General features: G+C 39.2%; 14 protein-coding genes and 3 pseudogenes. 5 read left to right on the top strand and 12 right to left on the bottom strand.

Translation table 11 applies throughout. The features are described from left to right. From ODU45_RS09155 to ODU45_RS09140, 4 genes and pseudogenes are all read right to left on the bottom strand, one after another. Positions 1–1,201 (bottom strand): annotated as a pseudogene (locus ODU45_RS09155) (ATP/GTP-binding protein); the annotation flags it as partial. Then, the gene (locus ODU45_RS09150; RefSeq protein ID WP_000723888.1) at positions 1,185–1,577 is read right to left on the bottom strand and encodes a conjugal transfer protein; all 393 of its coding nucleotides are present in this window, start codon (positions 1,575–1,577) and stop codon (positions 1,185–1,187) included. The pseudogene ODU45_RS09155 and the gene ODU45_RS09150, both read right to left, overlap by 17 nt. 88 nt (positions 1,578–1,665) lie before the next feature. Further along, positions 1,666–2,163: an antirestriction protein ArdA gene (locus tag ODU45_RS09145; protein ID WP_000342539.1), complete on the bottom strand. Its 498-nt coding sequence runs from the start codon at positions 2,161–2,163 to the stop codon at positions 1,666–1,668. Between the two features lie 116 nt (positions 2,164–2,279). Beyond that, positions 2,280–2,501 (bottom strand): hypothetical protein, encoded by a 222-nt coding sequence (locus ODU45_RS09140; RefSeq protein WP_001009056.1) that lies wholly within the window; start codon positions 2,499–2,501, stop codon positions 2,280–2,282. A gap of 179 nt (positions 2,502–2,680) precedes the next feature. Here ODU45_RS09140 and ODU45_RS09135 point away from each other — a divergent pair, with 179 nt between their 5' ends. Continuing rightward, positions 2,681–3,928, top strand: a complete 1,248-nt coding sequence (locus ODU45_RS09135) for an ISL3 family transposase (RefSeq protein ID WP_000019067.1) — start codon at positions 2,681–2,683, stop codon at positions 3,926–3,928. A 256-nt stretch (positions 3,929–4,184) separates the two neighbouring features. Here ODU45_RS09135 and erm(B) read toward each other — a convergent pair. The 8 genes and pseudogenes from erm(B) to ODU45_RS09095 form a co-directional block, all read right to left on the bottom strand. Continuing rightward, a pseudogene (gene erm(B), locus ODU45_RS09130) lies at positions 4,185–4,925 on the bottom strand (23S rRNA (adenine(2058)-N(6))-methyltransferase Erm(B)); the annotation flags it as partial. A gap of 121 nt (positions 4,926–5,046) precedes the next feature. Continuing rightward, complete coding sequence (locus ODU45_RS09125; protein ID WP_398581177.1) at positions 5,047–5,130, bottom strand: 23S rRNA methyltransferase attenuation leader peptide; 84 nt, start codon at positions 5,128–5,130, stop codon at positions 5,047–5,049. Between the two features lie 48 nt (positions 5,131–5,178). Beyond that, positions 5,179–5,346: an MLS leader peptide gene (locus tag ODU45_RS09120; protein ID WP_000502600.1), complete on the bottom strand. Its 168-nt coding sequence runs from the start codon at positions 5,344–5,346 to the stop codon at positions 5,179–5,181. 48 nt (positions 5,347–5,394) lie between these two features. Next, positions 5,395–6,597: pseudogene (gene mobT, locus ODU45_RS09115) on the bottom strand (MobT family relaxase); the annotation flags it as partial. A 22-nt stretch (positions 6,598–6,619) separates the two neighbouring features. Further along, on the bottom strand, positions 6,620–6,772 hold the full coding sequence (locus ODU45_RS09110; protein WP_000879507.1) for a hypothetical protein: 153 nt from the start codon (positions 6,770–6,772) through the stop codon (positions 6,620–6,622). A gap of 2 nt (positions 6,773–6,774) precedes the next feature. Next, positions 6,775–8,160 carry an FtsK/SpoIIIE domain-containing protein gene (locus ODU45_RS09105; RefSeq protein ID WP_000813488.1) on the bottom strand — a complete coding sequence of 462 codons (1,386 nt, stop codon included), beginning with the start codon at positions 8,158–8,160 and terminating at the stop codon, positions 6,775–6,777. 28 nt (positions 8,161–8,188) lie between these two features. Further along, complete coding sequence (locus ODU45_RS09100) at positions 8,189–8,575, bottom strand: YdcP family protein (RefSeq protein ID WP_000985015.1); 387 nt, start codon at positions 8,573–8,575, stop codon at positions 8,189–8,191. A gap of 15 nt (positions 8,576–8,590) precedes the next feature. Then, complete coding sequence (locus ODU45_RS09095; protein WP_000420682.1) at positions 8,591–8,905, bottom strand: YdcP family protein; 315 nt, start codon at positions 8,903–8,905, stop codon at positions 8,591–8,593. A gap of 305 nt (positions 8,906–9,210) precedes the next feature. Here ODU45_RS09095 and ODU45_RS09090 point away from each other — a divergent pair, with 305 nt between their 5' ends. Genes ODU45_RS09090 through ODU45_RS09075 form a run of 4 tightly spaced genes read left to right on the top strand, consistent with a single transcriptional unit; the run spans position 9,211 to position 11,900 of the window. Beyond that, a complete protein-coding gene (locus ODU45_RS09090) occupies positions 9,211–9,876 on the top strand; it encodes a hypothetical protein (protein ID WP_398581176.1) in 666 nt (221 codons plus the stop codon). A 12-nt stretch (positions 9,877–9,888) separates the two neighbouring features. After that, the gene (locus tag ODU45_RS09085; protein WP_398581175.1) at positions 9,889–10,143 is read left to right on the top strand and encodes a hypothetical protein; all 255 of its coding nucleotides are present in this window, start codon (positions 9,889–9,891) and stop codon (positions 10,141–10,143) included. 2 nt (positions 10,144–10,145) lie between these two features. Further along, positions 10,146–11,006 carry an ABC transporter ATP-binding protein gene (locus ODU45_RS09080; RefSeq protein WP_398581174.1) on the top strand — a complete coding sequence of 287 codons (861 nt, stop codon included), beginning with the start codon at positions 10,146–10,148 and terminating at the stop codon, positions 11,004–11,006. Positions 11,007–11,018: 12 nt separating this feature from the next. Then, positions 11,019–11,900 (top strand): hypothetical protein, encoded by an 882-nt coding sequence (locus tag ODU45_RS09075; protein WP_172030227.1) that lies wholly within the window; start codon positions 11,019–11,021, stop codon positions 11,898–11,900. The last annotated feature ends 174 nt before the right edge of the window (positions 11,901–12,074 follow it).

Here is a 12,074-nt window from a genome sequence, read left to right as displayed (position 1 = left end):
TGGCAGGTAAAAATTCTTCATGTAAGCCCAGCATATCCCCAAAAGGTCGTACCAGTTTCACGCTCAAATCATCATAGAAATCTTTCACTTCATTACAACGACGTTTAAGTTCGTCAAGGTCATTTGCTGATACCCTTACAACATAGGACAGCTTATACATAGATTCCTTGCTTTGGTCTAAATTGGTTTCCAGCTCGTTCACACTTTCCAGAGCTTCCGCCACATTAGAGCTGGTTTCATTATCACTTTGCCATGCGTGGTTATCCAAGTCTTTCAGTTCTTTCTTTTTATTGCGGACAGTAGATAGGGCTTTACGATTCGCTACAATTTCCACATTCATTGACGTATCAATCGGAAAGGTAAATTGCTGTTGCTGGTAGTAGAAGATTTCAGAGGACGGGAAGTCCAGTTCGCCGACAATACTGTTGATGGTAAAGTAAGCTACATAGGCGGTTTCGTCTTCCTGCTGGATTTTCAAATATCGCTGTTTTTCTTCCACCAGACAGCGAGTAGGCTTAATGAGGTCATAGGTTTTAATCAGTGTTTCATGTTCCAGCTTTTTCTTTGATAGAGGATACTCATACTCTTCATAGGCAGTGCCTGTCTGTCCGTAAAGGTGTTCAATCAGATAGCCGAAGTCGTCCTTATCTAACCTGCGGATTTTGAAACGACGAGAGATTTTATTTTCTAAGAGCTTTTCCATCTTCTGAAAACGCAGGATTTCATCATTACTCATACTAACAAAATCGCCCATCAGCTTATGGTTCACATCATAGACAAAATCAGACAAAGCATTTTTTGCTTCAACGGTAAGACTTTTCATAGAAAACTCCTGATCGTTGAGAAGCAACTTAAAGCCGATAAAGAAACGGTAGTTCACTTGATTTTCGCCAATCATGGATATTAAAGCGTCTGTCTGTTGGTCGATTTTGTCATAGGCAACCGCTTTGAGCTTGCCAGTGACTTCATTTTTGGAACGCTCTTGTGCAGAACGTATGCTGGATTCTGTACTGATTTGTAAAGCATGAATTTTGCCATCACGATTTTGTGCGATAAGCTGTCTGAAAGAATCATGCACTTGTATTTTCTGTTCTGGACTTAGAAATGAGTAATTGTAAGGAACAAGCTCATAGTAAGCATAACATTCCCCGTCTTTATTCCAGACGAGATTGTTTTCAATGTATTTAATTGGATATGCCATAAAATTCACTCCTAACTGCTGTAATGGCTTCTTGTGGCTGGTTTCTGCCAAGCGTTACTTTTTTTCCTGCATAGGTCAGCTTTGGTCGCAGTGCATAAGCAATGACAGACTTCAAAAATCCATAAGGCTTTTTACCATCAAAAGTTTTTGTAGACATAAACCATGTGAAAGCCACAGGAATCCCAAAGTATTTGAGAAATGCTCCCTCTATCATGGAAAGAGGGGGCAAGTTGCCAAGTATCATCACTGCAAAGAGTGACACGACAAACCATGTCATTTGCGTAAAGGTTATGGGAAACGGAAGTCTAAAATCATTGATAGAATACAGTACCTTTTCCACAGACCAGATACTGGTATAGCTTCGTATTTTCTTCATGTAATCAATCCTTTCATAAAAAATAGGGGTAGCTGATTGAGCCACCCCGTAAAATAGAAAATCTGCCAGTAGTAATGTACCGACAGATTTAATAGACGATTTCAAAAATCCCATGATTGGTTGAGATAAACGTTCCTGAAAGGTCTAAATCCCGACCATAGGCTTGATAATCAATATAGTTTTGAAGACTAGCTGGTACTTCGCCTAAAGCACCCGTTTCTTCAATGTAGTAGCGTGCCACGTCATACATATCATCACAATCGGAATGAATGATAATATCCTCTTGATGTTCGCTTAGTTCTTCAATGCTTGAAAAATGAGTGAGCAGAGCAGATAGCTCCGATTGTAATTCTTCGGGTAATTCCGATACCATTTCCCATAGTCGATTGAGTTCGCCAATGGAAGTGTATTCGTCAACCGTAAAGGGTAACTCGTAGTCATGAATGGCGTATTCCTCATATTCATCATTCAAGCCGATTTTCTCTTTGACTTCCTCAAAGTCAATGGGAAAGGTAAACCACGCACCGACCAATTCGCCCTCATTGTATTTGCCTAAATTCGCAATATAGACTTGCATATCGTCCATATATTCACGTCCTTTCTTTGTAGAGATTCAAAAATCCCTACCGCACTTCGTTTGGTGTACCATTCCTTTGCGGAACATAAGAAAACCACTTATATTCCACAAAAGAACGGTTTTATTTAAGCACCAATAATGCGATTGAATAGCTCTAGTAAAATGTCTTTTACTCCAGCAGCGTTGAAGACTAAGCCAACCGCAATAATCGCAATAATTAAAAAGCCAATCAGTTTGCTAAACTCACGCTTGAAGCCAAGATACAAGCCAATCACAACGATTGCTAAAAGCACCAGTGATTGAGCGTTTGATAGAAACCAGTTATAAAGGTTTTGTCCAAAATTCATAAAAATGTTCTCCTCTCTATATTCAATGAATTTGTATTTGAGTTATTTTTTTGGGGTATACACTTTCTGGTATGGATAGAGATTCCATGCCAGATTTTTTTATACAAAAAAGAGGACATTTGCTGTCCCCTCGTTATACAATCAATTCACCACAAAAATCATGAAAGAAGGTTAAACAAATGTCCCATAATGATTCTATCCTAAATATTCTTGGAATTAAAGATAAAAATATTAAAATTATTTCTGTTGAAGAAGCTGAACACAACAACGATTCTGTTAAAGAGTATATAACGCTAATAACAGCTACTCTTTCTTATCCGATTAATCGTTGTCGTAACTGTGGCTTTCCCACAGTTAATAAGGATGGCTTTCGCAAAACTCATGTACGACTGGCAAGTTTAAATGGGAGAAGATATGAACTAGAGCTTCGTAAACAACGCTATAAATGTAAATCATGCCATACTACTTTTGGTGCTATTACTAATTTAACCAAAGAAAATCAAACCTTATCCAGTGATCTCAAAAATCAAATCATGCTTTTAGCTCGTAAAGGTTTATCTGGTCAGCTTATTGCTGAAATGTGTCACTGCTCTCCTAGCAGTGTTCGTCGAACAATCTTAGAGCGCATGGAACCACACTATCGTGTGGCTAAGTTGCCTAAGCATCTATGTTTTGACGAGTTTCGTTCAATTAAGTCTGTGATGTCCTTTATCTGTTGTGACGCTGAAACCCACCAAATTGTCACAAAGTTACAGGATCGTCTATCACCTACCATTGTTGATTATTTTGAAAGTCGTTATTCAAAAGCCGAACGCGAATGCGTTCAATCAGTTGTAATTGATTTAAATGCTCAATATCAAAGTTTTATCTATCGCCTTTTCCCTAATGCCAATATCATTATTGATCGCTTCCACCTTGTACAATTAGCTGGTCGCGCTTTGGACAATTGTCGTATCTCTATCCTAAAGCAACTTGATAAACAGAGCCAAGAATATAAAATTATGAAGTCACATTGGAAGCTATTCCATAAAAAAGCTGAAGATCTTCACCCTGAAGAAGTAGTTTTTCTTCGCGGCGTTAAACAATATATGACTCGCCAAAATGCTGTTGATCTCATTACTAGTAAATTTTCCAAGTTCGCTGAAGTATACCAAACTTACCAAGATATCACGAAAGCCCTAAACGAGCGCAATAGTGAATTACTAGAGTCAACCATCTTAGACTACCAAAAAACCAATACAGAAATGGATACTGCTATTCAAACCCTTCGTCAAAACAGAAAATATGTCTTAAATAGCGCTAAATTTGAATACTCTAATGGTCCTTTAGAAGGCATCAATCGCAAAATCAAAACCCTAAAACGAACTTGTTATGGTTTTGCCAATCAAAAATTTTTCTTTTTAAGAATCGATTGTATTTTTTCGTAAAAAAATACCCCCTACATTTTCGTAGGAAGTATTTTTAGTCAACCATACCAGTTGACAGATATCCCACTTAGGACATTTTCCTACAAGGGGTCCCGAGCGCTTAGTGGGAATTTGTACCCCTTATCGATACAAATTCCCCGTAGGCGCTAGGGACCTCTTTAGCTTCTTGGAAGCTGTCAGTAGTATATCTAATAATTTATCTCCATTCCCTTTAGTAACGTGTAACTTTCCAAATTTACAAAAGCGACTCATAGAATTATTTCCTCCCGTTAAATAATAGATAACTATTAAAAATAGACAATACTTGCTCATAAGTAATGGTACTTAAATTGTTTACTTTGGCGTGTTTCATTGCTTGATGAAACTGATTTTTAGTAAACAGTTGACGATATTCTCGATTGACCCATTTTGAAACAAAGTACGTATATAGCTTCCAATATTTATCTGGAACATCTGTGGTATGGCGGGTAAGTTTTATTAAGACACTGTTTACTTTTGGTTTAGGATGAAAGCATTCCGCTGGCAGCTTAAGCAATTGCTGAATCGAGACTTGAGTGTGCAAGAGCAACCCTAGTGTTCGGTGAATATCCAAGGTACGCTTGTAGAATCCTTCTTCAACAATCAGATAGATGTCAGACGCACGGCTTTCAAAAACCACTTTTTTAATAATTTGTGTGCTTAAATGGTAAGGAATATTCCCAACAATTTTATACCTCTGTTTGTTAGGGAATTGAAACTGTAGAATATCTTGGTGAATTAAAGTGACACGAGTATTCAGTTTTAATTTTTCTGACGATAAGTTGAATAGATGACTGTCTAATTCAATAGACGTTACCTGTTTACTTATTTTAGCCAGTTTCGTCGTTAAATGCCCTTTACCTGTTCCAATTTCGTAAACGGTATCGGTTTCTTTTAAATTCAATTGTTTTATTATTTGGTTGAGTACTTTTTCACTCGTTAAAAAGTTTTGAGAATATTTTATATTTTTGTTCATGTAATCACTCCTGAAGTGATTACATCTATAAACAAATACAGAAGTTAAACGATTTGTTTGTAATTTTAGTTATCTGTTTAAAAAGTCATAAGATTAGTCACTGGTAGGAATTAATCTAACGTATTTATTTATCTGTGTAATCACTGTTTTTAGTCTGTTTCAAAGCAGTAGATGTTTTATCTACATTACGCATTTGGAATACCAACATGACGAATCCCTCCTTCTTAATTACAAATTTTTAGCATCTAATTTAACTTCAATTCCTATTATACAAAATTTTAAGATAATGCACTATCAACACACTCTTAAGTTTGCTTCTAAGTCTTATTTCCATAACTTCTTTTACGTTTCCGCCATTCTTTGCTGTTTCGATTTTTATGATATGGTGCAAGTCAGCACGAACACGAACCGTCTTATCTCCCATTATATCTTTTTTTGGATATCTGTCAACTGGTATGGTTGACAGATATCCTTTTTTTGTTGTTATCACGTCCTGTTCTTTTACTGACTGTTGCTTCAAAATCTGCTTGTGTCGGTCTGTCAGTTTCGCATGGTCGAGAATGTCTTTTACAACCTGCGTCTGGTTGATTTCATCAAGTTTAATCGCAACCTTTAAGGTCGGGGCAACTTGATGAGATAGCCAGTTCAGCGTCCTTTGGAAGGAGTAAGGCTCTGGTTTTGTGGTTAGTTTTAATCGTTCACGATTGTTCCCAATAAACCAAGCCCATTCTTCATTCAGTTTCCAATCAGAACGAGGTTTGGAATCGTCTTTATCTACAAAACGGATATACCGATTGATAATTTTAAAGGCGGTATGCTCTGGATTGTCATAGACGAGTAAATCACGGACTGCATAATAGGCACGCTCATTTTTCAATCGAATCTCAAAACGGTTTTTTACTTCTGCGTCTTCAATGGGAATATCATTTTTCTTGTACTGCTCGTAGTCCTTTTCATAGATACAGAAATAAACTTCACTTTGTAATGAACCGATATAGAGGGTGTTTCCCATACATTCCTTTTCCTCTTTGCGTACCAGTTCGCCACTGCGATAGCTTTTAAAACTGCGGAAGACGGAGATACATTCTTCCTGTTGGCACTTTTCAGTGAGTACAGGGATATTTAAAATCCCTGTCTTATCGTTAATGGCAAGGTCAAGGCGTTTCATCACACCGCCAGCCACCAAAACGTCCATAAAGAACTCATACCAGCTTCTTTGTTGTGCCAGAAGATAGCTTTCAAATTGTCTGCACCCACGACCTTTCAATTCCACCAGAACTCCTTTGTCCAGTTCATGGGAGCAAAGGACGAATATGTCGCCTAAAGCATAATGCTCTGAATAAGAATAGAAACCATAGTCCTCATGAAGAAAATAGGACAGTTTCAGTTGTAAGATGTTTTCGACCACCTGCTGTACGTCTGTTGTCGGAAAGCGAATCCTTACATAATCAAACAGCATTTCAAGGGGAGCGTCGGGATTGAAGCGTTCCAGAGCTTCCCAAAGGGACTGCTGTAAATCCTCTGATGGCTTGACTTTTCCTGTTTCAATATCGCTTAGATACTGCCTTGTAATACCAGTCGCAACAGCTAAACGGTTTTGAGATAGTCCATAAGCCAAGCGTTTTTCTTTTAAATGCTGTAACCAAGTTTGTTCATTCAGTAAAAATCCCTCCAATCAAAAAGGCGTATGTCAACTTTTAAAGCCCATTTGACATACGCTGAAATTTTGTAAATCCCTTGTAACCAAAGGATTTTCTAATGTTTTTTTGACTGTTTCCTGTCGATTTGTACCCCCCTGTTAGATACGGGGGGTTAAGTGCTGGCGTGGCTATTGCCACACCAGCCAGCAAGATCAGTCCACACCTGCGACTTCCGCTTCGCACGTCGCCTGCGTGGACTGTCTGCTGTTGGATAACTTTTTAATTTCCTCCAAGAAATCATATCCTTTTGGTACAAGGGGAGTATAAAACTCTGATATGACACTTGTTCCTACATCAACATAGCCACGACCTTTGATTCGCTTTAAGAAGAAATCCTTTTGTACGTCACTGCCAAACATCATGCCATAGCCCATTTCAGACATACGACCTAAAGCCACTCTGAAATTAAACTGATCACGGATTCCGTCGCCTAAATATTTTGCGTCTGGACGTTGACAAGCCAGTATTAGAAAGAAGCCAGCTTGACGACCTAACATGACAATCTGTTTCAGCTTATTCATAACTGCGGTGTTTTCTTTTGTTCCCAGCATTTCCATGAAAGCGACGTATTCATCAAAGATTAAGAAGTGTGCCGGGAGACCTAAGTAAGCATAATTTTTGCCAGTCTTATAGTTCTTCATCTGCTTCATTTCCTCACTACGTTTCATCATTTCTTCATAGAATGTTTCAATGCAAGAAAGCAAGTCTTCTTTTCTATAGTAGACATTTGCCATCACAGAACCTAAGTCCGCAAGATCAGCATTTTTCGGGTCAAGAATATACAGTTTTGAATCTGTATGAAGCAAGGCTTCAATCAGTGTCAGTATAAAGTAAGTTTTACCGCCACCTGTACCACCAGCAATCAACATATGAGGGAGCTTATCATATTCCCACCATACGTTTTTCATTAAGCGAAGTTTACCATCTTTAGCTTCTACTTCATCAATAGAAATACGACTGGCTATGGTGTCATAGAGCAAAGTATATTCCACATAGGAATCCTTTAACTCTTTATCCGTCAGCTCACAGTACAAGCCACTCTCTAATTTCTTTTCCAAGTGTAAGAGTTGGTCTTGATATTTTCCCAGCGTGATTTCCACCCGTATCTGTATCAAGCCATTTTTAAGTCGATAATACATTTTAGGGAAGTAGGTTATCTTTTCCTTTGTACGACCAGCACTATCTTTAAAGAAACCCTCTGTTTTGACCTGTTCAGATTCATACCACTTGTTTTCAAGTATCATCTTTGCCAGTTTTTGACGGTGGTAAAGTTGTTTAACCGTATCATAGCGAACCCGTTTGAATACAAACGCTACCAGCAAGCAGATAAGAATTGCGACACTGAAACTGATAATTAAATAGGGAATGTCAATCTTATCTGCTTGTGATAGGTTAAAATCCTGCCAGTTGATCTGCTGGATTGTCTTCACATGAAACAGTCCGACAACCAGCAGGAAAACAGGCAGGAGTGACGCTATCGTAAAATGAAAGACTAAATCTTTACCAGATGGGCGAATCCTTTTACCACGCTGTTTCATGCGAAAAAGTCTCCTTTCTACCTAGCGACTATTTGTCTTGTGTCGGTTCTTTCTTTGCTTGTGGTTGAGCTTTGAATGAACTAGAATCCTTTGTCAGCACAATATCGTCTGCCTTGATATACCAGTCAACATCTGCTCCTTGATAGGTGGCAGTAGCAACGGTGTCCGCAATGGGATTGATAAGTTCCACCCGTGCGTTATAATCAAACTCTTTCAAAGGCACGCTGGCAGGAATACTTACTTGAATCATGCGTCCTTGTCCTTTGGATTTTAAGTCATAGGTACGTTCCTTGATTTCATCTGAAACCGACCCGTCTTCATTTTGGATTCTCACTTCACGACGTAGAGCAGAGAATTTCAATTCTCCAAAAGTCGTGTCTTTATCTAATACAATGCCATTTGCTAATCTCATCATTTTTCCTCTCTTTCTTTATTCTTTTATCATGTCGTCAGCATGTAAAAGGTAATTTGTAAAACCACGAGTGCCGATTTTGTAGCCCTCTGCGGTAATACGTGGATTGACTAACTTCACACGTTCCTCAAAGCCGAAATGTTTTTCGCCAGCTTCAGCAGGAAGCACCACCACAATATCATCTGCTCTTTGAACATCAGAATAGAGATTATAGCTTCTTGATAAGACAGTTAGCCGTCCGTTGATTCTTCGCTGAACGACTTTATCCTCGCCAGCAAATTCTAAATTGCCGAATGTTTTTTCCATGTTGGGAATCACAAATTTAAGTTCCATATTTTTACCTATCCTTTCTTTTTTATTGGCTGAATGAATGTTTGATGGTCTTAAAGAGTGGGGAACGACCTTTTGATTCTTGATTTTTTGTTTTCATAAGTTCACTTCCTTTCAAAATCGGGTAAAAAAATAGACACCTCATTTTTTGAAGTGTCTACCTATTAAATATTCAAATTTTATTGGAAGTATCTTTATATCTTCACTTTTCAAGGATAAATCGTCGTATCAAAGCTCATTCATAAGTAGTAAATTAGTAGTAAATTGAGTGGTTTTGACCTTGATAAAGTGTGATAAGTCCAGTTTTTATGCGGATAACTAGATTTTTATGCTATTTTTATGAGAAAAATATCCAGAACTATCAGAGGGACGGACACTACATCAGCCTTGCCTATCAAAGTTATGAATTTGCTCCACAAACCATCGAAAATACCTTCTTGATGTCCAAATATCTGTTAGAAAAGGAGATACCCTCTGCCTTTCCAACTGAGCTTTACCTAACAGCCTTTGAACATCCCAAAACACCAACAGACAGAGAAATCGTCAAAAGCCTAGGCCAGCAGGCCTTGAAAGGAACCAGTCATGAAATCTGGCAGGGTCAAAAACAGCTGGGGCTAATCATCTCTCTCCCCCTATTTCTCCTGGCTTTCACCAATTTTTTCATCAAGGACCAACAGGGAACTAGCCGGCAGATTCGACTTTTGCAAACTCTAGGTCTGAGTAGGATTCGGATTACTACTAATAAATACTTAGCCTACCTGACACTATATACCACCCTCTCTCTCACTCTCTATCTGAGCCATTTTCTCATCGCTTTTTTGCTAAACGGAAATAGTAGCTGGATCTATCCCGTCACCACCTATATCAGTAAGGGAATTGATTTCAGCCTGATCCAAACAGCTATCAAACCTATTTACAAAGTCATCTTGCTGGCCTGTGGCATGCACTATCTCTACCTTCTATTTTTGCTGTGAGTAGCACAGACCTTGGCTAGAGTCTTAAAAAATGGACTGGCTGGACTGGTTGTCACACTAGGACTTGTCATCTCTGCCAACTTCTATCCCCATATCTTCAATCTATTTAGCCTATGGAACGCAGGCAATCTGGCGGATGGAAGTGCTATCATCTACCATCAATTTACAGGATACAGCATTCCCAAAGTCTTTACGGTTCTTCTCATCAGTAACCTGCTCATCTATTGCCTGCAATTCTATCTCCTGACAAGAAAAAGTGAGGTCTAACCATGCGATTATCCATTCACAATTTGTGCAAATCCTACGGGAAAAAGAACATACTAGACCAGCTAAACCTAGAACTGGGAGAGCCTGGAATCTGGGCCTTGATTGGGCCAAACGGTTCTGGAAAGACAACCCTCCTAGACTGCATTGCCAACCTGCAAACCTTTGATTCGGGAGAGATTTCAATAAATGGCAAGAAGCACGATAATCCAAATGTCTACCAAACCTTTGCCTACCTGCAGGACAACCGTGTCCTCTACCCTGAATTGACGGGGCTGGAACACTTGCGATTAGTCCAAACTATACAGGGTTTACCCAAAGAGCGGATTGAAGAAGTCATTGAAGAAATCGGTATCCGTGATTATGTGAATATCCCTGTCAAAAATTATTCCCTGGGAATGAAGCAACATCTCCTGCTGGCTATCGGTATTATGAACAAGCCCCAGGTCATGCTCTTGGATGAACCCTTGAACGGCTTGGACCCAACCAGCTACATCCAGACCAGAAAATTGCTCCAGAAACTAGCCAAAAATGGTTCAACCATTATCGTGTCTTCCCACCAATTAAACGAGGTGGACCAGCTAACCGACCAGTTGCTCTTTCTTAAACAGGGAAAAATCATTGAGTGGAAACTGGAACAGGTTGGGCGACAATATGCCGTTCAGACTAGTGACAATCAGACAGTTTATCAGAAACTTGGGCAAGTGAAGGGACTGACTTTGACCAATGATAGCATTCAGGTAGACACCAGTGTTCACAGTCTGCATTTCTACCTAGACCAAGTCATGGCTTGTCAGGTAGAAATTTTGGATATTAGCATTCAGGAGCACCAGTCCGAAGAAATCTATAAAGAACTATTTGAATAGGGAGGCTTGACCATGAATCTATTGTCCCTTTTCATTCTACGACTGAAACGCAATGCTATTTTTCTAGCCCTCATGACTGCTGTGGCTCTTATCCCACTTGCTCTGTCCTATCGGAATGTCCTAGAAGCCGAAAATCTGCGATTTGAGGATCGAACCCGCATCATACGCGTCAAAAAAGAAGCTGAAATTGTCTTGTATGCTGACGATAAGGAGGCCCAAGCCTTAGACCAGGAAAGTATGGATTATTATAAAAAACTCTTGGAACTGGCGACCACCTACTTAGAAAAGGAACATATCCAAGGAAAAAGTCAGGAGGTCTTGGAAACGGAGTTAGAACTCTACCAGACCATGCAAAACCGGGAGGCAAAGGGGCACAATATCAATCATTTTACGAACAGCGAACTGACAGAACGTATCACAGTCTATAAAAAAGTTCTAGAGCAAACTCTGACCTTTCACTACCCTACTGCTCCCAAGGATTTTTATCTGACCTTGTTACAATTTCTTCCAGCTAGTAACTATATGATTCCTCTCGTCATCTGTTGTCTCTTAGTCTGGCTTCTGATGTCTGACCTTTCCAAACATCGTGGTCTCCTCTTTATCAACGGACTATCCCCTGGTCAATATGCCACTAGCCTGACCTTACTTGCTCTTCTCCTCCAAGTTGCTATCTATGCCCTCATCCTGTTCATGTTACTTCTATTAGCACATCAGTTCCAATTTACCTTCCAAGAACAGTATCCCATTCTGATTGGCGCAAATCCTCTGTCTACCATAACAGTAGGGAAGCAGTTGCAGAAACTCCTGCTGGAAATGACTGGTGTGACAGGTTTCTATCTGGTCTTTATCCGATTAGCAACTGCTAAAATCCTAGAAAAGTATAAACGAAAATAGGCCACTGAATAGGGTGGCTTTTTGCCATCAAAAAACGATGCCTGTTCTGATATACTCCCCTTATAGTGGACAGTGAAAAAACAAAAATTTTCACTAGAAACTATAAAGGGAGTTTTATTATGTCCAAAAGAAGTCCAAAGTCTGTCTCTGAGAAACTAGAAATTGTTCTACTCT

It is taken from the genome of Streptococcus sp. 2022WUSS135, from assembly GCF_044427045.1.
Classification (GTDB): domain Bacteria; phylum Bacillota; class Bacilli; order Lactobacillales; family Streptococcaceae; genus Streptococcus; species Streptococcus hashimotonensis.
The sequence above is the reverse complement of the archived record's forward strand: the minus strand, read 5'-3'. Positions and strand labels throughout refer to the sequence as shown.